Genomic DNA, 24,529 nt, shown 5'->3' on the forward strand with positions numbered 1-24,529 from the left:
GACACTATCGCCTGCCACGAGGTCCCGGTCACAAGCCTTGCCGCGCGTAACGTTATTTTCTACAACAGCGCAGCAAATCCAACAGAGACGTGGGAGGCCGATTTCAGGTGCCGATCGACATAGGCCAGGACTGTCGAATCCACGAGACCGCCGTCATCGGCGAGGGCGTGGTCATCGGCGACCGGGTCACCATCGGCCCCTTCGCAGTGCTGACCGGACCGCTGGAGGTCGGCAACGACTGCTGGATCGGCGCGCAGACCGTCCTCGGTTCGCCCCCGGAAATCAATGGTTTCGAGCATTTCTCGTCCTACGTGGCACCCAGCATCGGGTGCGGAATTCACATCGGAGAGAACACAGTTATCCGCGAGCTCACCGCCGTCCATCAGGGAAGCGAACGACGCACCATCGTCGGAGCGAACTCGTTCATCATGAATCGCATCTCGGTGGGACACGACGTACAGCTCGGGGACAACACGATCGCAGCGCCAGGCGTGACGTTCGGCGGTCACGTCACTCTCGGGCCCGGATGCAACATGGGCATGAACAGCACCATCCACCAGCGCCGCGTCATGGGCGCTGGTGCCATGGTGGGTATGGGCGGTATCGCTACCAAAGACATCCCGCCATTCGCGACCGTCGTCGGGAACCCAGGAGTTCTGCACGGAGCCAACTCGGTCGGCATGACGCGAAAGGGGTACGCAGAGTCGGATGTCGAGATCGTCGGTTCGGCATACTCGAACGGCCGCCTGCCCGATCTTGCCGCTTTGAACGAAACAACCGCGACGGCCTTCGAGTGGTGGCGAAATCTGTCCACCAAACCCTTGATCAGATGACCGAGGAAGTAGCGGCCTCGCGCGGAAAGAAGATTGCCGGCACCGTACTGCGCGTCGCGGTCACCGTGGCGATCGTCGTCGCCATCGTCCTGGCAGTGAGATCCCAGTGGTCCGAGGTCCGCGACACCATTCTGTCGCTGGGAATCTGGTCACTTCTCGGGTCGTCGCTGCTGGTGTTCCTCGGCATGGGAGCAGCGGTGCGGGCCTGGCAGCACGCACTCGGGGCACTGGAATATCCCATCCCGGCGTTCGACGCCGCCCGCTGCTACCTGGTGGGGCAACTGGGCAAATACTTGCCCGGCAGTGTCTGGGCATTCGTTCTTCAGACCGAGCTGGTCAGACGCGCCGGTGTCACCCGAGCTGCAGGATTCGTGGCGGTTCTGGTCACCGTAGGACTGAGCACGACCTCCGCGCTGGTTGTCGGTCTTCTTGGCCTTCCTGCACTGTTCGATGTCAGCACCATCGCTGCTGTGGCGGTAATCGTGCTGGTTCCCATTGCCCTGACCTGCGCGTACCCACCTATCCTGACTCGCCTGGTGAATCTGGCGCTGAAGGTCCTTCGCCGCGCGCCGCTACAGTCGCCGCTGACGACGCGCAAAATAGCGTTGTCACTTGGTTGGTGTGCCGCAAGTTGGGTTCTCTACGGCACCCACCTGTGGATCCTCGCCTCGAGCTCCGCCGGTTTCCGGATCGGTGGACTGGTGGAGTGCATCGGCGCACTCGCACTCGGAATGTGTGCAGGTGTGCTCGTCGTGGTGGTGCCGTCGGGCATCGGTGTCCGAGAAGCCGTGGTGGTCGCAGCACTGTCGCCGTTCATGGACGCCGGTGTCGCACTGGGATTGGCCCTGGCCTCGCGACTCGTGTTCACTCTGTGCGAGGTACTGGCCGGCGTGATCGCCGCTGCATCCGGTTCGCGAGCGCTCCGTAATATGCTGGTGCACAGCCACTCTCGCGTTCCAGCGCCTCACAAACAGTCGACTGCCAACTAGCGATTCAGTACGGACTCCTTCGTCGCGTAGACGGCCTCGGTGGCGTCCTTCTGCGGTCGCCACCACTGCTCGTTGTCGCGGTACCAGTCGACGGTCGCTTTCAGTCCTGCCCGGAAGTCGACGTAGGTTGGTGTCCAACCCAATTCGGTGCGGAGTTTGGTGGAGTCGATGGCGTAGCGCAGGTCGTGGCCGGGGCGGTCGGTGACGAAGTCGAAGGCGTCAGGTGCGTTGCCGGTTTCTTCGAGGATCGCTTCGAGGACAGTGCGGTTGTTGGCTTCGCCGTCGGCTCCGATGAGGTAGGTCTCGCCGATGCGGCCGCCGTCGATGATGGCCCAGACGGCGCTGTTGTGGTCGTCGACGTGGATCCAGTCGCGCACGTTCTGCCCGGCGCCGTAGAGCTTGGGGCGTGAGCCGCTGAGGATGTTGGTGATCTGACGCGGGATGAACTTCTCCACGTGCTGATACGGGCCGTAGTTGTTGGAGCAGTTCGAGATGGTGGAGCGGACCCCGAACGAGCGGGTCCAGGCGCGCACCAGCAGATCACTCGACGCCTTGGTCGAGGAGTACGGGCTCGACGGGTTGTACGGGGTCGATTCGGTGAACCTGGCCGGGTCGTCGAGTTCGAGGTCGCCGTAGACCTCGTCGGTGGAGATGTGGTGGTAGCGGACGTCGTGTTCGCGGACCGCGTTGAGCAGGGTGGTGGTTCCGATGACGTTGGTGTGCACGAACGGCCACGGGTCGGTCAACGAGTTGTCGTTGTGGGATTCGGCGGCGAAGTGGACGACGAGATCGGTCTCGCGGACGAGGCGGTCGACGAGATCGGCGTCGGCGATGTCGCCGTGCACGAAGTCGATGCGATCGGCGACGGGGTCCAGAGAGGCCTTGTTGCCGGCGTAGGTGAGCTTGTCGAGCACGGTGACCTGGGAGTCGGGGCGCTGCGCGAGGGTCTGATGTACGAAGTTCGCGCCGATGAACCCGGCCCCACCCGTGACGAGAATTCTCATGAACAGGCACTTTACCGGTGGAGGGTTGTGCGGGCCGTTCTTGTCGGGCGCGCGTGCTAGCTTCTGTTCGACTTCGGGGGGAGTACGTCAATGAGTCTGGGAAAAATTCTTGTCCGTCTCGCGGCACTGATAACGCTGCTGTTCGGGCTCATGTGGGCAATTCCGCAGCTGGCTCCGCAAGTGCCGGAACCGTACGAGGGTGTACGCACTCTGCCACCGGTGTCGCCGAAACCCACGGGCTCGACGACAGTGCCGCCGCCCCTGCCGCCGGGTTTTCCGTCGATGGAACGCCCGCCACCGCGAATCGACGTACCCGACGGGCAGCCGCAGCCCATCGCCACCAAATTCGGCTGGACTTACGACATTCCGGCTGACTGGGAGAATTGGAACGACGGATTCTCGGAGTGGGTCGGCGAGGACGGATCGACCGCAACATACGGCGCAATGGGTCTCCACGGACGATTCGATTGCGAAGGCGGTGAGTTCGAGTCTTCGGCAATCAGCGGAATGACCGGTCGTCGTGCCGGTGACTTGACTGTCCTCGCCTATCGAGAGGTGCAGAAAGCGTCGATGATCTTCACCAACGAAGATGGGTCTCTGGAACCCACCGTTCGCATCGAGGACCCCAAGTATCTGCAGATCGACGGAGCTCCGGCTGTCCACTACACAGCCCTGGTGGAAGACATACCGGATTCGCCGTACTGCCCTCCTCCCCGCGCCACATTCGACGTCGTCACGACTACCGGTTTCGCCACCGCAGAGGTCGCGGTCTTCGTCGTGCTTGCCGACCGTGATGTCGAGAACGCACTGACCGACGAAGACGTCGAAGGCCTCATCTCCTCACTACGGAAGAGCTCGACGGAATGACCGAACAGCTCGCGGCAAAAACACCCGAAATCGCCGGTCTCGGTAATCTTCTCGATCACATCGGTGCCGATACCCTGGCCAGTCACCACTACTTGCTCGACAACGCCGGCCTCGGCGAGAACGTGGTCGGAGAAATTCTGAAGAAGCTGCGTCCGTATATCGCGCGCTTCCAAGAGATGACCCGCACCCGACACGTTCACCTGTCGGCCAACTGCGGCGAGATGGGGGCCGAGCTGAACAAAGCTGCCTGGTTGTATGCCGATCAAGACCGAAAGAATTACGACCTGCTCAACGCCCACACATCTCTGCCACCGCTACCCGGCAGCGACCGCGGGAGTTCGGATCACGCCGCGGCCGGGCATGTAGACGAATTCGACGGTGCCGCTGACTACGGTCATCCTCACAAAATCGATTATCCTCCAACCAATCCCGCCATCGACGACATCCGCGACGTGCTCGCCGATGCCTCCGAGTGGCTCGGCGAGATCGACCGAACGATCTTCGAACTCTCCGGGTGGAGTCCGCTACGCGAAGCGACCATTCCTGTCACCGGCAACTGGAACGAAATCCGTCGAATCGGTCAGGCGTACCAGATTGCGGGCGACGCCATGGAAGCCGCAGCCGAGTCGTTGGCTGCAGGAGTACGCCGCGTCGACGGTCACTGGAACGGTGCAGCCGCACAGGCATTCACCGACTATGCCGACCGACAACTCGCCGCAATGCGATGGGAAGGGCATGCCGGCCGAACGATCGCCGCAATCTGTACAGCCATCGCCGAGCAACTTCGTGGCGCAGCGCTGGCAGTGGTCCGCAAGATCGTCGAATTGCTCGAGTCCGAAGTGGCCGTCGACAACGCCCGCGGTGCGCTGAAGGTCGTGCTCAAGAAAGTGCCGGTGGTCGGCACTGCATGGCAGGTGGAGAGCATCATCGAAATATGCTTGACGGCAATGGATCTGACCAAGGATCTCATTGTGAAGATCGAGCAGGTGGTCGACGACTTCGGCGGGTTCCTCGACGCGCTGGGCGACCCCGAAGGCCAGGTGGGCCAGAAGATCGACGACACACTGCGACCGCTGAACGACCTCCTCGACTACGGCAAGCAAGCCGTCGAAGCGGGCAAGACCGCGGATATCCGACCGGTACTCGACACACCGGACGAGGACTTCTCCGTCGGCACCGGCGACGAACCATGGCGGGACGCATGATCGAGTCACTGCCTCCGCACGCCCGCGCTGCCTACGACCGACTGATGGCATCCTGCGGAGAGCTCGAAGCCACGCGTACACGCGCCTCGAACGCAGACCTGAAAACCCGGACCGTCACAACGGAACTACTGGCCCGCGTGGCGTCCTCACCGCGAGCGTCGGCCGACCTTATGCACTACGCACGCCGCGTCGCGTCGGGTGAATGCAGTTGGGAACGAATCCAGGTGGACGCGAATCCGCTGCCTCCGGAGGTGGACGAGCTCACAGCCGATCCGCTGATCGTGTGGCCGTCGGAATGGCCGACATCGACGACCGAAGCCCTGTCTCAGCCCTATCGAATCCCGTGGGAGTGAGTGCCGCTGGACGTGTCAGGACCGTCGAACAGTGCGCCCGGCAAAAGCCGCGATGCGCTCGTACGCGTTTGCTCCGTCGGGTGCAGGCTGCTCGGGATCGAAGGCACCACCCCTGCGCTCATCGGTCATATTGGCCGACATGAACACCATCCCCTCCTCCGCCACGGTCTGGTCGAAGTCGTCGGTACCGCGCCCGAGCGCGGTCGCAAGGTCCCACGCGTGCACCGAAAGTTCAGCAGCGACCATGCCGGCCGGCAGCGGTGAACCTGCGTCGAGCTCGGTCAGCAGTTCGCGGGTCCGGGCGGTCCACAGCGGAACCGGATCCGAGGAGGGCTCGGGTGCGGCCGACCAGTCGATCTCCCCACCTCGCGCCATCGTCACCAGGTTGGCCGCGGTGTGCACCAGGTGGTCCGTCAGGTCAGCGACTGTCCACTCCGTGCAGGGCGTGGCCGACGCGCGTTCGGCGTCGGTCATTCCGGCCATCAATTCGGTGATCTGAGTGGCACCGGTGGCGATCTGGCTACTCGTCGTCACGTGGCTTGTCCTTTGTTCGGTCGACGGGCGGTTCCGTCGGAACGGGGCAGGGCTGGCCGGAGTCTATGGGCAGTTGCCACCTCGCGCGCCGGAACGAAGGTGCACGACCGAGCGGGTGATCGGAGGGTCTGGAAGACTTCGGGCTCATGCGGGGAATCATTCTGGCGGGCGGCACGGGCTCACGGCTTCATCCGATCACGATGGGAGTGAGCAAACAGCTGGTCCCGGTCTACGACAAACCGATGATCTACTACCCCCTCTCGACCCTGATCCTCGCCGGCATCCGCGAGATCCTCATCATCACCACACCTCAGGACGCCGACCAGTTCACACGCCTGCTCGGCGACGGCTCCCAATTCGGCATCTCCTTGACCTACAAGGTCCAACACGAACCCAACGGCCTCGCCCAAGCCTTCGTCCTCGGAGCCGAACACATCGGCACCGACTCCGCCGCCCTGGTGCTCGGCGACAACATCTTCTACGGCCCCGGCCTGGGCACCCAACTCTCACGCTTCGACACCATCGACGGCGGAGCCGTCTTCGCCTACGAGGTCTCCGACCCCACCGCCTACGGCGTCATCGAATTCGACGACAACCGCAAAGCCGTGTCGTTGGAAGAAAAACCCACCGCCCCGAAATCGAACTACGCCGTCCCGGGCCTGTACTTCTACGACAACGACGTCATCGCCATCGCACGCGACCTGCAACCCTCCGCCCGCGGGGAGTACGAGATCACCGACGTCAACCGGCATTACTTGGAGGCCGGCCGACTGCAGGTCGAAGTCCTGCCCCGCGGCACCGCCTGGCTCGACACCGGCACCTTCGACTCCCTCCTCGACGCCTCCAACTACGTGCGCACCATCGAACAACGCCAAGGACTCAAGATCGGGTCCCCCGAAGAAGTCGCCTGGCGACGAGGATTCATCACCGACGACGAACTCCGCGCCCGCGCCGAGAAACTCGTCAAATCCGGCTACGGCCGCTACCTGCTCGACCTGATCGACCGAGGAAACCGATGACCTTTCGTGAACTGAAAATATCCGGCGCCTACGAATACACCCCACGCCAGTTCGGTGACGACCGCGGCGTGTTCTTCGAATGGTTCAAAGCCAGCCTCTTCGAGGAAACCACCGGGCGAGCGTTGGACCTGAAGCAGGCCAACTGCTCGGTCTCCGCCGCCGGCGTGCTGCGCGGAATCCACTTCACCACCAACCCACCCGGGCAAGCGAAATACGTCACCTGCGCCCGCGGAGCGTTCCTCGACGTCATCGTCGACCTGCGCGTCGGCTCCCCGACGTTCGGGCAATGGGACAGCGTGCTGATCGACGACATCGACCGCAAAGCAGTGTTCCTCTCCGAAGGCCTCGGGCACGCCATCTTGTCGTTGGAAGACAACTCCACCGTCATGTATCTGTGCGGCCTCGAGTACACCCCCGCGTTGGACCGCGACATCAACCCCCTCGACCCCGCCCTGGGCATCGACTGGCCCACCACCGGCCGCGACGGATCGCCTCTGACCTACGAGCTCTCCGCCAAAGACAAAGCCGCCCCCACCCTCACCGAAGCCCTCGAAGCAGGAAACCTGCCCACCTTCTGAGTTGGTCGTTGTTGGGGCGACACCGCGGTCGTGCGGCGTCGCCCCAACACCCGATGCGCAAGCTACAGACGGTCTTTCCGTCGACCGCGCGTGCTCCACAAAGGTTGAGCCGCAGCAAGTTCAGCTTCTGTTGCCGTCCGGAACGGCGACACCGGCCGGTCGACCTCCGGGTGCGCATCCTGCCCTCGGGTGGCTCGCAAACTGAGTATCACGGAGACCGCGAGAATCGACGAGATGACACCGAGCGAGACGGCGGTGGGGATGTAGAACACGTCCACCTTGAGTGCCATCTTGATGCCGACCCAGATGAGGACCAACGCCAGTCCCACCTTCAGATACACGAATCGGTGCATCAGGTCCGCGAGCAGAAAGTACATCGCGCGCAGTCCGAGAATGGCGAATGCGTTGGCTGTGAACACCAGGAAGGGAATGTCGGTGACGGCGAAGATCGCCGGGATGGAATCGACAGCGAAGACGATGTCGGTGACCTCGACGAGTACGAGCACCGCCAACAGTGGAGTGGCCAACGCAACGCCCCCGATGCGCACCACGAACTTCTGCCCGTAGAACGCGTCGGTCATGGGAACGTAGCGACGGAACAACCGCAGCGTACGAGACTGTTCGGGATCGAGATGCTCGTTGCGCTGACGCACCATGCGGTATCCGGTGAAGATCAAGAAGGCAGCGAAGAGGTAGAGCACCGCGCTGAAGCTGGCGATGAGGGCAGATCCCCCGGCGATGAAGATGCCACGAAAGACCAGCGCACCGAGTACGCCGAAGAACAGGACGCGGTGTTGCAACTCCCTGGGCACCGCGAAATACGTGAAGATGATGGCCCACACGAACACGTTGTCGACCGCCAGCGACTTCTCGATCAGGTAGCCGGCGAAGTACTGCTGGCCGAACTCGGCACCGGCGGTGGCCCAGATCAGTGCACCGAATCCAACGCCGAAAGCGACCCAGATACCAGACCAGACAGCCGCTTCGCGCACTCCGATGACGTGTGCTCGCCGATGGGCGAACAAATCGACCGCAAGCATGGCGACGATGAAGCCGAGTACTGCCACCCAAGCCCAAAATGGAACGGACATGACAACCTCCAGTTCGGTGAACTGGAGGTCTCTCCCGCCCGATGCGGGCCGCTCGCCGGGCCCGGATTGCCGGGCCGTGGTGACGACGAAGCTGCTGGGGGATACTCCCCTCCTGGGGCCATATTGAACCAGGACTTCGGCCCGGGATCAAGGAAACTTAGCGCCCCACAACAGTTACCGAATTTTGAAGATCACGAACCGCTGCACCAGGAAGTTGATGACCGTCGCCGTTCCCTGCGCGACGACGAATGCCACGTTGGCGTACCAGAAGCCGTCGGGAAGAACCTGGTAGAGCCAGGTGTAGATCCCGACCTGGACGGCGAAGGTGACTCCGTACAACGCGACGACGGCGAAGAACCGAGCGCGGGACGGTGCCGCGTTGAACGTCCACCGACGGTTGATCAGGTACGCCGTGGTGGTGCCGAGCACGAACCCGATTGCCTTGGCCAGAGTCACCCCGACGCCGAACACGAAATGCAGGATCAGATTGACGCCCTGATCGACGATCGCCGACAACACACCCGTCGCCAGAAACCGCACTACCTGCGTCTTGAGATCGAGGGCCGCGTCGGCGATGTTCTCGGTCAGTGGCAGCTCGACGGGCAGCGGGACGTGATGCTGCAGCTCGTCGTCCTCGGGCGACCAGTCGTCGTTCCCGGAGCCGTCTTCGATGGAGCGATCAGGGGTGGACACGAGGACTGACATTAGCTGCTATCGCAATGCGGGTACCCTCTTGAGCGATGTCCACGACAGCCGACGACGCACTCTTCCCCCTGGAACCACAGGCCGGGAACACTGCGCCGCTACCCACGCAGACCCGCACACTCACTGGTTGGGGCCGCACTGCGCCCTCCACCGGCGAGGTGCTCTCGACCTCCGACCCCGAGCTCATCGCGAACGCGGTCAAGCAGGTCGCCGAGCAGAACGACTCCAAGCCGGCTTACCTCCGACGCGGCGTCATCGCCCGCGGCCTCGGCCGCTCCTACGGCGACAACGCGCAGAACTCCGGCGGACTCGTCATCGACATGAATGCCCTCAACGGCATTCACAGCATCGACGCGTCGACGCGCATCGTCGACGTAGACGGTGGCGTCAACCTCGACCAACTGATGCGTGCTGCACTGCCGTTCGGTCTGTGGGTTCCGGTGCTTCCGGGTACCCGTCAGGTCACCATCGGCGGAGCAATCGGCACGGACATCCACGGCAAGAACCACCACAGCGCGGGCAGCTTCGGCAACCACGTCCGCTCGATGGAACTGCTCACCGCGGACGGTCAGATCCGCCACCTGACGCCGACGGGCAAGAACGCCAAGCTCTTCTGGGCGACAGTCGGCGGCAACGGCCTGACCGGCATCATCCTGCGCGCGACGATCGAGATGACGCCCACGGAAACGGCCTACTTCATCGCCGACGGCGACGTCACCAGCACCCTCGACGAGACCATTGCCCTGCACAGCGACGGCAGTGAGAACAACTACGACTACTCGAGCGCCTGGTTCGACGCCGTCGCTCCGCCCCCCAAGCTCGGCCGCGCAGCTCTCTCACGTGGATCGTTGGCGCGCCTCGACCAGCTTCCCGAAAAGCTGCAGAAGGATCCGCTGCGCTTCAACGCCAAGCCGCTCGTGAAGTTCCCCGATATCTTTCCGAACGGGCTCGCCAACAAGTACACGTTCTCCGCCGTCGGCGAGGCCTGGTACCGCAAGGCCGGCAACTATCGGAACAAGGTTCAGTCCCTGACAGCGTTCTACCACCCACTCGACATGTTCAGTGAGTGGAACCGCGCCTACGGCTCCAAGGGATTTCTGCAGTACCAGTTCGTGGTGCCGCCGGAGGCCGTCGACGAGTTCAAGAAGATCATCGTCGATATCCAGAAGTCGGGGCACTACTCGTTCCTCAACGTGTTCAAGCTGTTCGGTCCGGGAAACAAAGCGCCACTGAGCTTTCCGATTCCAGGCTGGAACATCTGCGTGGACTTCCCGATCAAGCCGGGCCTGAACGAGTTCGTCCGCGAACTCGACAAGCGTGTGCTCGAGTTCGGCGGTCGTCTGTACACCGCGAAGGATTCGCGCACCGACGCCGAGACGTTCCACTCGATGTACCCGCGGATCGACGAATGGATCAAGGTTCGTCGATCCGTAGACCCCACAGGCGTTTTCGCCTCCGATATGGCTAGAAGGCTGGAACTGCTGTGACGATAGACGCCGTAGGTAACCCACAGACGATTCTCGTTCTGGGTGGCACCAGCGAGATCGGTCTCGCGATCACCGAGGAGTACCTGTCGAAGTCTCCGGCACGCGTCGTTCTCGCTGCGCTGCCCAACGATCCGCTGCGTGAGAGTGCCGTTGCACAGCTCACCGCCAAGGGCGCGAAGTCCGTGGACGTCATCGACTTCGACGCACTCGACACCGCGTCGCATCCGAAGGTCATCGACGCGGCCTGGGCCAAGGGTGACGTCGACGTCGCGATCGTCGCCTTCGCCGTCGACTTCGATGCCGAGCAGCTCTGGCAGGACCAGCGCAAGGCCGTCCTCGCCGCGAACATCAACTACACCGCATCCGTGTCGGTCGGCGTACTGCTGGGCGAGAAGATGAAGGCGCAGGCGTACGGCCGCATCATCGTCATGTCCTCGGTGGCAGGCGAGCGGGTCCGTCGCTCGAACTTCGTCTACGGCTCCACCAAGGCCGGCCTCGACGGTTTCTACCTCGGACTCGGAGAAGCGTTGCGCGAGTTCGGTCCCCGGGTCACGGTCGTTCGTCCGGGCATGGTGCGCACCAAGTTCAGCGCCCACGTCAAGGAAGCGCCGATGACCGTCGACAAGGAGGTCATCGCGAAGCTCGCGGTGAATGCATCGCGCAAGGGCACCCCGCTCATCTGGACTCCCGCACCGTGGCGTCTGGTGATGATGGTGCTGCGACACGTGCCGCGGCCGATCTTCCGCAAGCTGCCCATCTGATCTCGATGACTGACGGGGTTGCACCGGCTCGCAGAACCGCCTCTGCCGTCGGGGAGATCGTTCTCGGTGCGCTCGTCGCAGTCGTGGTGGCGACGGTCGGGCTGTACGCCTTCTCACTGGTTCAGTGGCCGGCGTTCAACTCGTCCAACGTCACTCGCGCTCTGACAACTCTGGGCCAGGTGGTAGCCGCGGCCCTGTTCGCGTCGTCGATCTACCTGTACCGAATCCGTAAGTGGCCGTGGATCGCTCGACTCTCGGCGTGGGTCGGGCTGTCCGGCTTCGTTACCGTGACCCTCGGAATGCCTTTGGCGGCAACCAAGCTGTACCTGTTCGGCATCTCCGTCGACCAGGAGTTTCGCACCGAATACCTGACGCGGCTGACAGATTCGGCGTCGTTGCGCGACATGACGTACGCCGACATCCCACCCTTCTACCCCGCCGGTTGGTTCTGGCTCGGTGGACGGGTCGGCAACCTGCTGGGTATGGACGGCTGGGAAGTGTTCAAGCCGTACGCAATCGGACTGCTTGCTGTCACGTCGGTGGTCGCTTTCGTACTGTGGAAGGCCCTGATCCGCAGTGACTGGGCTGTCGCCGTCAGCGCTGTCACGACTGCATTGGTTGTCGCCTACGCCTCGCCCGAGGCCTACAGCGCCGTCATCGTGCTGCTGTTCGCCCCGGCATTGCTCCTGGCCTGGGGCGCGTTGCATCGCCCCGTCACTCCTGTCTCCAACGGGGCTGGAGCGGCCACCCCCGTCGGGATGAATGCGACATCCAGTCGGTCAGACGGCAAGAATGGGACATTCATCCCCACGGGGGGACGCGCAGCAGGCGGCTGGGGAGCGGTAATCGGTACCGGCCTGTTCCTCGGTCTGGCCGCGACGTTCTACACCCTGTACCTGGGTCTGGCCGCGTTCACCGTCGTGCTGATGGCCTTGTTCGCCGCCGTTCTCGCCTATCGCGAGCGCAAGACCTGGCGGGCCTTGATTCCTATCGCAATCAAAGTGGCTGCGATCGCCGTCATCTCGGGCCTCATAGCGGCGACGGTATGGCTGCCGTATCTCGTCGACTTCCTTCGCGGCGCACCGTCCACATCGGGCACCGCACTGCACTACCTGCCCGAAGCCGGTGCAACGCTTCCGTTCCCGATGTTCGAGTTCTCGATGATGGGCATTCTGTGTCTCGTCGGAACGGTATGGGTGGCAGTACGTTTCTCGTCGTCGCGTCGAGCACAGGCACTCGGAGTCGGCGTCGTCGCGGTCTACCTGTGGACGTTGCTGTCGATGGCGGCCACGGCTGCGGGCACCACACTGCTCTCGTTCCGACTCGAAGCGGTTCTCATCGTATTGCTCGGCAGCGCAGGCGTTTTCGGATTCCTCGAAGGCAGCCACGCGATCTACCAGGCCATCAACGAGCCACCGAAGTTCCGCATCGCTGCCGTCGTCGTCGCGGCCATCGGCGCAATGGCCTTCGCGCAGAACATCCCCCAGGTACTGCAGAGCGAGATCACCGTCGCGTACTCCGACACCGACGGTGATGGCAACCGTGCCGATATGCGTCCGCCGAGCGCCGTCTCGTACTACCGCGAGGTCGACGACGCCCTGACCGAACAGACCGGTCGACCGCGCGACGAAACCGTCTTGCTCACTGCGGACACCTCGTTCCTGAGCTACTACCCGTACTTCGGATTCCAAGGACTGACGTCGCACTACGCCAATCCACTGGCGCAGTTCGATCAGCGGGCCGACGCCATCGAGCGGTGGACCGAGCTCGAGACCCCCGACCAGATGATCGAGGCGCTCGACACCAGCCAGTGGCGCGCCCCCGATGCCTTCCTGTTCCGCCGCGGTGCCGACGGCTACACCTTGAGACTGGCGGAGGACGTCTACCCGAACGATCCGAATGTGCGGCGCTACACCGTCACCTTCCCCGAGTCACTGTTCGAGGGTCCACGCTTCACGGTGACCGATATCGGGCCCTTCGCACTGGTCGTACGCACTGCATAATCGCTGTGCGCGCCGGATCGAGACCGCGACCGCAGGCCGAGTACGTCACGGCGCAAGCGGGTTGCCCGCGGCAGGCGTCGGCAGCACCTGACGAGCCGTGATCTCATCCCCACACGAGTCACACTCGAGCCTCACGTGTGCGTCGCCCCCACAGTCGCGGTGCGTGTAGTGCAAGGGGACACCGTCGGGTGCCATGTACGCGTCGCCCCAGTCTTTGAAGGCCATCAGAATCGGATAGATGTCGTGGCCCTTGCGGGTCAGCCGGTATTCCGCGTAGGTGGAATCGGTCTGCACCTTGGCGAGAATGTCGTGCTCGACGAGGCGGTCGAGTCGATCCTGCAGCCGACTTCGTGAGATCCCCATGGCGCTCTGGAAGTGGTTGAAACGGCGAACCCCTGCGAACGACCACTTCAGAATCACCAGTGTCCACCGGTCACCCAGAACGGACAGAGACCTCGAAATCGAGCAGGGCACATCGGCCAGCTCCGCGTGACGCATACCGTCGACCTTACCCAGCAGTCTCGAAACGAGACTATTGCTGCTACTTTGTAGTCTCGAAATGAGACCAGGGGTGTACATGGACGCTGTGACAGACGATCGAGGGCAGCAATTCTCGGCACTCGCCGGAATTCTCGGAGAACGCTGGACGTGCCGACAGTTCCGGCCGGATGCAGTGCCACGCGGCGATATCGAGCGTGTGCTCGCGCTGAGCCAGCGCACACCGTCGTGGTGCAACACCCAGCCGTGGCAGGTCATCGTGACGGAAGGGGAAGGGACAGACCGCTTCCGCCGGACACTCCAGGACCACGTCCGCGGCGGCGGCCCCGTGCAGAGTGACATCCCCTTCCCCACCCAGTACGCCGGCGACTATCGCGACCGTCGCCGTGCGTGCGGACTGCAGCTCTACGACAGTGTCGGCATCGAGAAGGGGGATCCGCGCGCCCTTGCTCAGATGCTCCGCAACTTCGACTTCTTCGATGCGCCACACGTCGCCGTGATCACCACCGAGGCCGATCTCGGCGAGTACGGAGCGATCGACTGCGGTCTGTACGTCAACACCTTTCTGCTCAGCGCACACAGCCTCGGCATCGCAACCGCCCCACAGGCCGCCCTCGCGTCGTACTCCGATTTTCTGCACGACTACTTCGACATACCGGAGCACCGGCGCATCGTGCTCGGCATCTCGTTCGGATACGCGGACCTGGAGCACCCGATCAACTCGTTCCGAACCGAACGGGCGGACGTGACGAATGTGGCCACCTGGATCGGTGACTGATCCGTACATAGGGGTGGGGCGGCGTCGCACTCCAGCCGGTGTGACCCAGCACGTTCGAGTTTTCGCCCACCGTGATCTTTCTGTAACCTCGACGCGATGACCACCCACGACCAGAGCGTTCTCGAGCGGCAGCCGACCACGGCACCGGCTCGACACTCCGGCGTCGGGCGAGGCGACATCGTGGCGGCCGTCGGGTTTCTGATCGCCGCCGTGTACGTCCTGCAGGGTCAGTGGCGCAGTCTCAACGGTGGCTACCTCTACAACAGCGGCCAGGACCAGACGATGTGGGAGTGGTTCTTCTCCGTCGCCGCCCATGCCGTCGCGCATCTGGACAATCCACTGTCCAGTGACCTGCAGAATTACCCACTCGGGGTGAATCTGATGGCGAACACGGCGATGTTCGGCATCTCCATTCCGCTGGCCCCGATCACGTTACTTTTCGGACCAACGGTGACCTGGGCAATTGCCCTCACAATCGGCCTCGCAGGCACCTCGTTCGCCTGGTACTGGCTGTTCTCGCGTCAGCTGAACGCGTCCAAGGGTGCCGCCGCAATGGGCGGCGCACTGTGCGGCTTCGCGCCCGGTGCCATCTCCCATGCCAACGGCCACCCCAACTTCGTGGTGCTGTTCCTGCTCCCGGTCATCGCGATGCTGGTCACCCGCATCGCACACGGCGGCGGAACCACCAAGAACACCGTCGGGCTCGGCCTGATCGTCGCGCTGCAGATCCTGCTCGGCGAAGAACCGCTGCTGATCTTCGCGATGTCGTTCGCCATCTTCGCCGTCGTCTACTACCTGTCCCGGCCGCGATCGCTGTGGCCGGCCGTCCGCAATGCCGTACCCCGGCTCGCGGTATCGGCGAGCATCGCGCTGGTCATCGTGGCCTTGCCGCTGTGGTGGCAGTTCTTCGGACCGCAGTCGTATTCCTTCCTCGAACACGGCCCGATGGGCAACGACGCCAAAGCCCTCTTCCAGTTCCCGACGCAATCCATCGGTGGCGTCGCCACCCCGGGACAGAACGTACGGATCAACGCCACCGAGGAGAACGCATACTTCGGCTGGCCGCTGCTCGTGCTGTGCCTCGTGGCGGCAGTGTGGATGTGGCGTGTTGCCTGCGCCAGGGCCGCGGCTGCCACGGCCATTGTCATGAGCGTGCTCTCGCTCGGCGCAACGCTGATGATCGGCAAGAACGACACCGGCATCACCCTGCCGTGGACGAAACTCGCCGAATACCCACTCGTCGAATCCGTCCTCGAGACCCGCTTCGCCCTCGGCGCGGTCCCCGCACTGGCTCTGTTGCTCGTCCTGGCCACCGATCGGACGTTCCGCAACGGACTACGGCCGTTGCCTGCATTCTGGATCGCCGGACTCGCCCTCGCCCTCGTTCCGCTGATCCCGACGCCGCTGGTCACCGTCGACAAATCCCCCACACCCCGGTTCTTCGCCGACGGCGATTGGCAAAACTACGTCGACGACGGTTCCGTCGTCACCGTCCCTCTCCCACGGCCCGAGGACGCCCGTCCGCTGCGTTGGCAGATGGACGCGGACATGGGCTTCACGCTGGCCGCCGGATACTTCGTCGGACCGAGCGATCAGGAAGAGAAGGTCGCCAAGTACGGCGCCGTCGACCGCCCGACGGCGCTGCTGCTCGGCTCGGTCTACGACTCCGGCACCGTCCCCGAGATCACCGCCGATCAGCGCAGCCAGGCGGCGCAGGACATGAGCTTCTGGGAAGCCGACGTCGTGGTACTGCCGCCGAGCAAGAACACCGTCGCCCTGCGCAGCACGGTCACCGAGCTGCTCGACGTCCAGCCGCAATACACCGGCGGCGTATGGGTGTGGGATGTGCGCTCGCTCGTCCAATAGCATCGCCGGTGTGCCTGCGACCGCTCCGAACATCACGACTGCCCGGCTGATAGCGATCGTCACCGGCATCATCGGTGCCGTTCTGGCCATCGCCACTCCGTTGCTGCCGGTGCAGCAGGACGTCTCCACGCTGGCGTGGCCGCAGAACTCGTTCGGCAGCGTCAACGCTCCGCTGGTGAGCTACTCCCCGCTCGATCTGGACGCGACGATCCCGTGCAGTACTGCCACTCGGCTCGAGGGCGGCGGCACGGTGATGTCCACCGCTCCGATCGCCGCGGCGAAAACCGAGCAGCGAGCATTGACCGTGCGGGTCGACGACGATCGACTGCAGGTGCTGCTCCGCGATCGCGTTCTCGCCGAGGCTCCCGTATCCGACCTGGCCTCAGATTGCGCCCTGACGATCTCCTCGAACGCCGCTCGCACGGTGGTCGACCTCGGCGGCGCGGCCACCACTGTCGACGGCGACGTCCGACCCCAGGTCGTCGGCATCTTCACCGACCTCACCGCGCCGGTCGACGGTCTGAACGTGCGCGTGGACATCGACTCCCGCTACTCCTCGACCCCGACGACGTTCAAGCTGCTGGCGATGATCGTCGGCGCGCTGGCCGTCGTCGCCTCCCTGTTCGCATTGCATCGCCTCGACAGCGTGGACGGTCGGCGTCACCGCCGCTTCCTGCCGTCACGCTGGAAGTCGGTGACCGGCGTCGACGCCGTCGTCGTCGGAGTGCTGGTGTTGTGGCACTTCATCGGTGCCAACACCTCCGACGACGGCTACCTGCTCAACATGGCACGCGTCTCCGAGCACGCCGGATACATGGCCAACTACTTCCGCTGGTTCGGCGTTCCCGAAGCACCGTTCGGCATGCCGTACTACGACATGCTGGCCGCCCTCGCCAAAGTCAGCACCGCCAGCATCTGGATGCGCCTGCCTGCCACCATCGCCGCACTGCTGTGCTGGCTCGTCATCAGCCGCGAGGTCATCCCCCGCCTCGGGCGCGCGGTACTGACCAACCGCGTCGCGCTGTGGACCGCAGGCCTGGTGTTCCTCGCCTTCTGGCTGCCCTACGACAACGGACTGCGCCCGGAACCCGTCATCGCCCTGGGCGCGCTGCTGACGTGGTGCTCGATCGAGCGTGCAATCGCCACCGGACGACTGTTGCCCGCCGCGGTCGGCACACTGATCGCCGCCTTCTCGCTCGCCGCCGGACCCACCGGACTGATCGCCGTCGCCGCGCTGCTCGCCGGACTCCGCCCGATCGTGATGATCATCGTCAAACGAGCCCGCCAAGTGGGGTTGCTCGCGGTCCTCGCGCCGCTGATCGCGTCGGGACTGGCCGTGGTGATCGCGATCTTCGCCGACCAAACTCTGAGCACCGTGCTCGAAGCGACCCGGGTGCGCTCGGCTCTCGGACCCAACGTGCCCTGGTTCGAGGAACGGGTGCGCTGGGACGCGTTGATGACCATCTCCCCCGACGGCTCGCTCGCCCGACGATTCGGCATGTTCGCGATGCTGCTGTGCATCGTCGTCTGCATCGCGGTGATGCTCCGCAAGAACGGACGCATCCCCGGTACCGCCACCGGGCCATCGCGTCGGATACTCGGAATCGTGCTGGGCGCACTTGCTTTGATGATGTTCACCCCGACCAAGTGGACCCACCACTTCGGTGTGTACGCCGGTCTCGCCGCGTCTCTCGGCGCACTGGCAGCGGTGGCCGTCACGGCTGCCACCGTCCGATCCCCGCGTAACAGAACGCTGTTCACCGCCGCAGTGCTGTTTCTGACGGCGGTGGCGTTCACCAGCTCGAACGGTTGGTGGTACGTCTCGAGTTACGGCATTCCGTGGTTCGACAAGCCGCCGTCCATTGCCGGCAAGGGCTTCTCGACCATCCTGCTCGGCCTGACCGTGCTGACCCTGCTGTATGCCGCGTACCAACATGTCCGATTGCCTTATCGCACAGCAGAAACCACCACGCGTCGACGCTTCGCCCCCTCCGCGTTGACCATCGTCGCCGGCGGTGTCGTCGCATTCGAAGTGCTCTCGTTCGCCAAAGGTGCTGTGGCTCAATACCCTGCGTACTCCATCGCGCGATCCAACTTCTCCGCACTCGCCGGCAACTCGTGCGGACTCGCCGGTGACGTGCAGGTGGAGACCGACGTCAACGGATCCGTCCTGCAGCCGATCGACCCCGCCCCGGACGCGCTGGGAGCAGGCGGCAGCACCGGATTCACCCCGGACGGCGTCGCCGAAGACCTCACGGCCGACTCCGAGGACACCGCCCAGGGCAGTGCCAACTCCATCCGCCCCGAAGACTCCGAAGAGAGCGCGTCGGCCACCTCGTCGAACTCCGCAGGCACCTCGGGCGGAACCAACGAGAACGTCGGAATCAACGGCAGCACAGTCGCTCTGCCGTTCGGACTGAACCCCGAAACGACCCCGGTCCTCGGCAGCTTCGGAGCGACCGAGCCCGCGTCCCTGACCTCCGGTTGGTACCAGCTCTCCGACACCGACCGCGGCGACCTGATCGCCATCGCCGCCGCAGGCCGAATTCGCTCGGTGGACAAGGACGGCATCGTCACCCCGGGCCAACGCGTCGAACTGGAATACGGACGCCGCGACGGCGGAGACGTCCAGGCACTCGGCCGCGTCACGCCACTCGACATCGGCCCGGCACCGTCGTGGCGCAACCTGCGCGTACCGATGAGCGACCTACCCGCCGACGCTAACGCCGTTCGCATCGTCGCCGAGGACAACGACCTGGCCGGAGATCAGTGGCTCGCCGTCACTCCCCCACGCGTCCCGAAAACTCAGACGCTGAATTCTCTGGTCGGGTCCACCGACCCCGTTCTGCTCGACTGGGCGGTCGGGCTGGCGTTCCCGTGCCAGCGTCCGTTCGATCATCGCGACGGCGTCGCCGAGGTGCCGCAGTACCGCATCCTGCCCGACCGAACCGGAGCCGAATCCACCAACGCCTGGCAGGACTCGTTCGGCGGCGGCCCGCTGGGGTGGACCGAACTGCTTCTCGGTGCCCAGACTCTGCCGTCGTATCTGGCCGACGACTACGCCCGCGATTGGGGGTCGATCGAGAGATACACGCCACTCGATCCGGCTGCCGCGACCGCCCGGATCACCGTCGAGCAACAGTCTCGGTCGGGACTGTCCAGCGACGGACCGATGAAGACCGGCTGATTCCCTGTTTCTCCAACGGATCCGGGGACGGCGCCTGTGTGACCTCGAAGTCACGCTCGCATAACATCGACAATCGTGCCCGACGTCGTGACAGATTCATCAGCTGGTCCCCCCGTCCCCGCTCCGCTCGGAGCCTCGGACGAACTTCGTGCTCAGGTACGGATTCCCCGGCTGATCGCGATGGTGGCCGGCATACTCGGCGTGCTGTTCGCACTGATCACTCCGTTCGCACCCGTCACGCAGACCACCGCGAGTATCGAGTGGCCGCAGAACGGGCTCCTACAGGACGTGGACGCCCCACTGGTGTCCCAGGCACCCCTGCGACTGTCCGCAAGCCTCCCGTGCTCTGCTGTGGCCGCACTACCCGCGTCGGGCGGGCTGTTGCTGGCGACCGCACCCCCGCAAGGTGAGGGTGCCGCCCTCAACAGCCTGTTCGTTCGCGTCGGCGAGTCGAACGTCGATGTCCTCGACCGCAACGTCGTCGTCGCGACGGCACCGCGCGCCGACGTCCAGAGCACGCGCTGCGCCGCCATCGAGATCACCTCGAACGACCAGTACACCTCCGCAGCCTTCACCGGACTGACCGACGAGAGCGGCCAACCCGTCCAGGGTCGGCTCGACGGCGACCTCCGTCCGCAGGTCGTCGGCATCTTCAGTGATCTCAGTGGCGCGGCCCCGGCCGACATGTCGGTCACCGTCGACGTCGACTCCCGCTTCTCGTCGACTCCGACCATCCTGAAGTCGTTGATCATGGTGCTGGCGATCGCCTGCACGTTGCTGGCCATGGGCGCGCTCGCACGGCTCGACGGCACCGACCGCCGCGCGCACCGCCGCTTCTTCCCGTCCCACTGGTGGAAGTTCACGGGCGTCGACGTCACGGTTCTCGGAGTCCTCGTCGGCTGGCACTTCGTCGGGGCCAACACCTCCGACGACGGCTACCTGCTCACCATGGCCCGCGCGGCCGAACATTCCGGCTACATGGCCAACTACTTCCGCTGGTTCGGCGTCCCCGAGGCACCGTTCGGCTGGTACTACGACGTCCTGGCCGTCTTCGCCAAGATCTCGACCGCAAGCCCATGGATGCGCCTGCCCGCCCTGATCGCCGGAGTCCTGTGCTGGATGGTGATCAGCCGCGAGGTGGTGCCGCGCCTCGGACGCGCCGTGCGCAAATCGAACGTGGCGCTGTGGACCGGCGGATTGGTGTTCCTCGCCTTCTGGCTCCCGTACAACAACGGACTGCGTCCCGAGCCGATCGTCGCCCTCGGCGCATTGCTGACCTGGTGCTCGATCGAACGCTCCATCGCTACCGGCAGACTGCTTCCCGCAGCCGCCGCCTGCCTCATCGGTGCCTTCACCCTGGCCGCCGCACCCACCGGATTGATGTGTGTCGCAGCGCTTCTCGCCGGAGCCCGGCCCATCGCTCGCATCGTGGTCCGACGCCACCGACAGGTCGGCACCCTCGCCATGCTCGCACCGTTGGCCGCTGCCGGAGTACTCGTCCTCGTCGTCGTGTTCGCCGACCAGACCTTCGCGACGGTCATCGAATCCACCCGAGTGCGCACCATCATCGGCCCCAACGAGGCTTGGTACCAAGACTTCCTGCGGTACTACTACCTCTTCGTCCAGACCGTCGACGGTTCCGTGGCCCGCCGCTTCGCGTTCCTCGCGATGCTCCTGTGCCTGTTCACCGCGCTGTTCGTGCTCCTGCGCCGCCGACGCATTCCCGGCATCGCGAACGGGCCTGCCTGGCGACTGCTCGGCGTCGTCCTCGGAACCATCTTCTTCATGATGTTCAACCCCACCAAGTGGACTCACCACTTCGGTTCCTACGCCGGAATCGCCGGTGGGCTCGCCGCACTGACCGCAGTAGCCGTGTCGGCCAGTGCACTGCGCTCACGCCGAAACCGATCCCTGTTCACGGCCGGCCTGATGTTCGTTCTCGCACTGTCGTTCTCGGGAATCAACGGTTACTGGTACGTCTCGAGCTACGGCGTACCGTGGTTCGACAAGACGGTCTCGCTCGGCGGCAACGAATCCGGCTCGCTGTTCCTCGTCCTCTTCGGACTGGTTCTCGCCGTCGCGGCATTCCAATACCTCCGTGAGGGATACGCACCGCCACAACCGAAACCGACGTCGGCCCGCGGTAGACGCATTCGCAAGTTCGCTGCCGCACCACTGACCGTCATCGCCGGAATCATGGTGCTGTTCGAGGTCCTCTCCCTCGTCAAGGGTGCCGTCTCCCAATATCCCGCCTACTCGCTCGCACGCTCCAATGTGCAATCGGTACTGGGCAATTCGTGCGGACTCGCCAACGACGTGCTCGTCGAAGCCGATCCCAACGCTGATGTACTGAGCCCCCTGCCTGGTGAATTCGATCCCGTCGCAGGCCCCCTCGGCGGAGCCAGCGACACCCTGCGCAACTTCACCGCCAACGGAATCCCCAGCGACCTCAGCGCCGACGCCGTGGAAGTCAAACCAGGACAAGGCAATACCGACCAACAAGCCGTCGGGCCCGCCTTCGAGGAAGGCCAGAGCTCGGGCACAGCAGGAGGCACCGGCGCACTGGGCGTCAACGGCTCCACCGCCGCCCTCCCCTTCGGACTCGACCCCGCCACCACACCCGTCCTCGGCTCCTACCAAGAAGGAATCCAGGAACCGGCCGAGGCCACCTCGAGCTGGTACCAGCTACCCGCCCGCAGCGACGACGCACCACTCGTCGTGTTCTCCGCGGCCGGACGTATCTGGTCCTACGACGACACCGGTGCCCTCACCTACGGCCAGTCGCTGCTGCTCGAATACGGCAAGCGCCAGCCCGACGGAAGCGTCCAGGCGCAGGGCACCTACCTACCTCGGGACATCGGACCCGCACCCTCGTGGCGCAACCTGCGAGTTCCGTTGGCAGACATCGCACCCGACGCCGACGCCGTCCGCATCGTCGCCAACGACCCCAACCTCACCGGCGACCAGTGGCTCGCATTCACCCCGCCGCGAGTACCGGTGATGGAGAATCTGAACACCATGATCGGCAGTGAGCAGCCCGTTCTGCTCGACTGGGCTGTCGGACTCCAGTTCCCGTGCCAACGGCCGTTCGACCACCGCTACGGCGTCGCCGAGGTACCGGGCTACCGCATTCTCCCCGACCGCCCACTGGCCGTCAGCTCCACCGACACCTGGCAATCCGGCGAGAACGGCGGACCGCTCGGATGGTCCGAACTACTCGCCAAACCAGTCGCCGTCCCCACCTACCTCAAAAACGACTGGGCCAGGGACTGGGGCTCACTCGAGCGCTACGAGCAGTACTACCCCAGCGCCGTGCCCGCCGACCTGCAAACCGGAGAAACCACGCGGTCGGGATTCTACGAGGACGGAAAGCTGCGAGTCTTCGAGAAATAGTCCACCCAGCCTCGCCCGCCCCTCCGCGTGGTGTCGCCCGCTCCCTTTTGGGATCAATGTCCCTTTGTTGCACTCTGACTGACTGAATCCCGCATTCATTCGGACGGGGGTTGGCGTACGGCCGATGGAGCGGGGTTCGGCACACGATCGATGGAGCGGGGGCTTACCACCGACCCCCGACAGTCTTCGGTGCACAAGACACGCCCTCGAGACATTTGTGCACAACCTCGTCGACCATCCACAGGGAACCCCTGAACGGCCGTTTTCGACGTCGAAGTGTCAGTGTCGCGCTCGACAGTCGAGGCATGAAACGGGGAGTTTGGGCCACAGACCTATCGATGCTCGAGGACGTCGCCGATCACGGCGTCGTGACAAGGGCACAGCTTCGCTCGGCCGGTGTCGCGGACGGGACGGTAGCCGGCCGATGCGCAGCCGGCGGACCTTGGCAGCACTTGCTCCCAGGGGTGGTGCTGCTGCACAACGGCTTCCCATCTCACCGACAGCGAATGGCTGCTGCCCTGGCGTACGGCGGTCCACACAGCATCCTCACTGGGAACGCGGCATTGAGTGTGCATGGCTTGGGGCCGAATCCACCGTCGAATGAAGTTCACATTCTCGTCCCGAACGAGATGCAGCGAGCATCCGTCAAATTCGTCCGATCCGAACGCACCTGGCGCATGCCCGAAGCCGTGTTCGACCACGGTCCGCGCTGTGCTCCGGTATCCCGGAGTGTCGTCGACGCGACCCGCGCACTACGCGGACGATCTCAGTGCACGGCTTTGATTGCGGAGATCATCAGACGGGGTGCGGCATCACTCGAAGAGCTGGCAATCGAATTGGCGGAGGGGCCGAGACGCTACAGCGCATCGACACGGTTGGCTATCAGGGATCTGGAAGGAAACGCTCACTCCGTCGCCGAGGCGGACGCTCAACGGCTCTACCGATCGAGCGGACTCCCACCAATGATTCACAATGCCCGGCTGTTCACCTCGGACGGTATATTCCTCGGTAGCCCCGACGGCTTCCTCGACACAGTCTGCTTCGGGTGGGAGATCGACTCCCTCGCTGATCACCTCTCGCCGATCGATCATGCGAACACGATGGCTCGCCGAGCTCTCCTGCAACGCCACGGCGCGATCGTGGTGTCACATCTGCCGCAGGACATCCGGGACGACCCCCAGCGCGTGCTCGCGGATCTTCGGGCCGGCTATCAACAGGCTCTGGCGCGGCCCCGTCCGAACCTCGTTCTTCGACGGAGCGCGACGTCGACCGGATGAATGTCTCTTGCAAGCACTCCAACTGCAACAAAGCCACATTCATTCGCTACTGGCTCGGGGAGACCGACGAATGAATGCGGCTTTGTTGCAGTCAGAGCGAC

At 64.3% G+C, this 24,529-nt stretch carries 20 protein-coding genes; 15 read left to right on the forward strand and 5 right to left on the reverse strand.

From position 1 onward, the window contains the following. The first annotated feature begins 107 nt into the window (after positions 1–107). The gene (locus K414_RS0104090) at positions 108–833 is read left to right on the forward strand and encodes an acyl-ACP--UDP-N- acetylglucosamine O-acyltransferase (RefSeq protein ID WP_230593061.1); all 726 of its coding nucleotides are present in this window, start codon (positions 108–110) and stop codon (positions 831–833) included. After that, positions 830–1,822: a lysylphosphatidylglycerol synthase transmembrane domain-containing protein gene (locus tag K414_RS25990; RefSeq protein WP_051364926.1), complete on the forward strand. Its 993-nt coding sequence runs from the start codon at positions 830–832 to the stop codon at positions 1,820–1,822. The genes K414_RS0104090 and K414_RS25990 overlap by 4 nt, the downstream gene beginning before the upstream one ends. Here the strand turns inward: K414_RS25990 and rfbB are convergent. Next, positions 1,819–2,826: a dTDP-glucose 4,6-dehydratase gene (rfbB, locus tag K414_RS0104100; protein WP_027494787.1), complete on the reverse strand. Its 1,008-nt coding sequence runs from the start codon at positions 2,824–2,826 to the stop codon at positions 1,819–1,821. The two genes, K414_RS25990 and rfbB, sit on opposite strands and share 4 nt — an antisense overlap. 90 nt (positions 2,827–2,916) lie before the next feature. On the opposite strand from rfbB, the gene K414_RS29265 reads away from it, so the two are divergent. The 3 genes from K414_RS29265 to K414_RS0104115 are packed head-to-tail and all read left to right on the forward strand — an operon-like array spanning position 2,917 to position 5,251. Then, positions 2,917–3,693 (forward strand): hypothetical protein, encoded by a 777-nt coding sequence (locus tag K414_RS29265; RefSeq protein WP_051364927.1) that lies wholly within the window; start codon positions 2,917–2,919, stop codon positions 3,691–3,693. After that, complete coding sequence (locus tag K414_RS0104110) at positions 3,690–4,898, forward strand: WXG100 family type VII secretion target (RefSeq protein ID WP_027494789.1); 1,209 nt, start codon at positions 3,690–3,692, stop codon at positions 4,896–4,898. Before K414_RS29265 ends, K414_RS0104110 begins: the two co-directional genes overlap by 4 nt. Next, a complete protein-coding gene (locus K414_RS0104115; protein WP_037219715.1) occupies positions 4,895–5,251 on the forward strand; it encodes a hypothetical protein in 357 nt (118 codons plus the stop codon). Before K414_RS0104110 ends, K414_RS0104115 begins: the two co-directional genes overlap by 4 nt. Positions 5,252–5,266: 15 nt before the next feature. Here K414_RS0104115 and K414_RS25995 read toward each other — a convergent pair whose 3' ends face one another. Next, entirely contained in the window at positions 5,267–5,785 is a 519-nt protein-coding gene (locus tag K414_RS25995; protein ID WP_051364928.1) for a maleylpyruvate isomerase family mycothiol-dependent enzyme, read from the reverse strand. A 146-nt stretch (positions 5,786–5,931) separates the two neighbouring features. Here K414_RS25995 and rfbA point away from each other — a divergent pair, with 146 nt between their 5' ends. Together rfbA and rfbC are read left to right on the forward strand one after the other, a co-directional pair. After that, a complete protein-coding gene (gene rfbA, locus K414_RS0104125) occupies positions 5,932–6,804 on the forward strand; it encodes a glucose-1-phosphate thymidylyltransferase RfbA (RefSeq protein ID WP_027494791.1) in 873 nt (290 codons plus the stop codon). Next, positions 6,801–7,382: a dTDP-4-dehydrorhamnose 3,5-epimerase gene (gene rfbC / locus K414_RS0104130; protein ID WP_027494792.1), complete on the forward strand. Its 582-nt coding sequence runs from the start codon at positions 6,801–6,803 to the stop codon at positions 7,380–7,382. Before rfbA ends, rfbC begins: the two co-directional genes overlap by 4 nt. Before the next feature lie 62 nt (positions 7,383–7,444). Here the strand turns inward: rfbC and K414_RS0104135 are convergent, their stop codons facing one another. Further along, positions 7,445–8,473: a TerC family protein gene (locus K414_RS0104135; RefSeq protein ID WP_027494793.1), complete on the reverse strand. Its 1,029-nt coding sequence runs from the start codon at positions 8,471–8,473 to the stop codon at positions 7,445–7,447. Positions 8,474–8,647: 174 nt separating this feature from the next. Further along, the gene (locus K414_RS0104145; RefSeq protein ID WP_230593552.1) at positions 8,648–9,145 is read right to left on the reverse strand and encodes a GtrA family protein; all 498 of its coding nucleotides are present in this window, start codon (positions 9,143–9,145) and stop codon (positions 8,648–8,650) included. A 68-nt stretch (positions 9,146–9,213) separates the two neighbouring features. On the opposite strand from K414_RS0104145, the gene K414_RS0104150 reads away from it, so the two are divergent. The 3 genes from K414_RS0104150 to K414_RS0104160 are packed head-to-tail and all read left to right on the forward strand — an operon-like array spanning position 9,214 to position 13,429. Further along, positions 9,214–10,665, forward strand: coding sequence for an FAD-binding oxidoreductase (locus tag K414_RS0104150; RefSeq protein WP_027494795.1), 1,452 nt, complete (start codon positions 9,214–9,216; stop codon positions 10,663–10,665). Beyond that, positions 10,662–11,426, forward strand: coding sequence for a decaprenylphospho-beta-D-erythro-pentofuranosid-2-ulose 2-reductase (locus K414_RS0104155; protein ID WP_027494796.1), 765 nt, complete (start codon positions 10,662–10,664; stop codon positions 11,424–11,426). Before K414_RS0104150 ends, K414_RS0104155 begins: the two co-directional genes overlap by 4 nt. 5 nt (positions 11,427–11,431) lie before the next feature. Then, positions 11,432–13,429 carry a galactan 5-O-arabinofuranosyltransferase gene (locus K414_RS0104160; RefSeq protein ID WP_051364929.1) on the forward strand — a complete coding sequence of 666 codons (1,998 nt, stop codon included), beginning with the start codon at positions 11,432–11,434 and terminating at the stop codon, positions 13,427–13,429. 45 nt (positions 13,430–13,474) lie between these two features. On the opposite strand, the gene K414_RS0104165 is transcribed toward K414_RS0104160, so the two are convergent. Then, the gene (locus K414_RS0104165) at positions 13,475–13,927 is read right to left on the reverse strand and encodes a helix-turn-helix domain-containing protein (RefSeq protein ID WP_027494798.1); all 453 of its coding nucleotides are present in this window, start codon (positions 13,925–13,927) and stop codon (positions 13,475–13,477) included. 79 nt (positions 13,928–14,006) lie between these two features. Here K414_RS0104165 and K414_RS0104170 point away from each other — a divergent pair, with 79 nt between their 5' ends. The 5 genes from K414_RS0104170 to K414_RS0104190 all read left to right on the forward strand — a co-directional run bounded on the left by K414_RS0104170 (position 14,007) and on the right by K414_RS0104190 (position 24,428). Then, the gene (locus K414_RS0104170) at positions 14,007–14,705 is read left to right on the forward strand and encodes a nitroreductase (RefSeq protein ID WP_051365304.1); all 699 of its coding nucleotides are present in this window, start codon (positions 14,007–14,009) and stop codon (positions 14,703–14,705) included. A gap of 96 nt (positions 14,706–14,801) precedes the next feature. After that, positions 14,802–16,571, forward strand: a complete 1,770-nt coding sequence (locus tag K414_RS0104175; protein ID WP_027494800.1) for a glycosyl transferase — start codon at positions 14,802–14,804, stop codon at positions 16,569–16,571. A 10-nt stretch (positions 16,572–16,581) separates the two neighbouring features. Next, positions 16,582–19,758 carry an arabinosyltransferase domain-containing protein gene (locus tag K414_RS0104180; protein WP_237606127.1) on the forward strand — a complete coding sequence of 1,059 codons (3,177 nt, stop codon included), beginning with the start codon at positions 16,582–16,584 and terminating at the stop codon, positions 19,756–19,758. A 180-nt stretch (positions 19,759–19,938) separates the two neighbouring features. Further along, complete coding sequence (locus tag K414_RS0104185) at positions 19,939–23,151, forward strand: arabinosyltransferase domain-containing protein (protein WP_237606439.1); 3,213 nt, start codon at positions 19,939–19,941, stop codon at positions 23,149–23,151. Positions 23,152–23,456: 305 nt separating this feature from the next. Next, positions 23,457–24,428 (forward strand): hypothetical protein, encoded by a 972-nt coding sequence (locus K414_RS0104190; RefSeq protein ID WP_027494803.1) that lies wholly within the window; start codon positions 23,457–23,459, stop codon positions 24,426–24,428. The last annotated feature ends 101 nt before the right edge of the window (positions 24,429–24,529 follow it).

Origin of the sequence: Rhodococcus sp. JG-3 (genome assembly GCF_000482405.1) — a bacterium.
Lineage (GTDB): Bacteria > Actinomycetota > Actinomycetes > Mycobacteriales > Mycobacteriaceae > Rhodococcoides > Rhodococcoides fascians.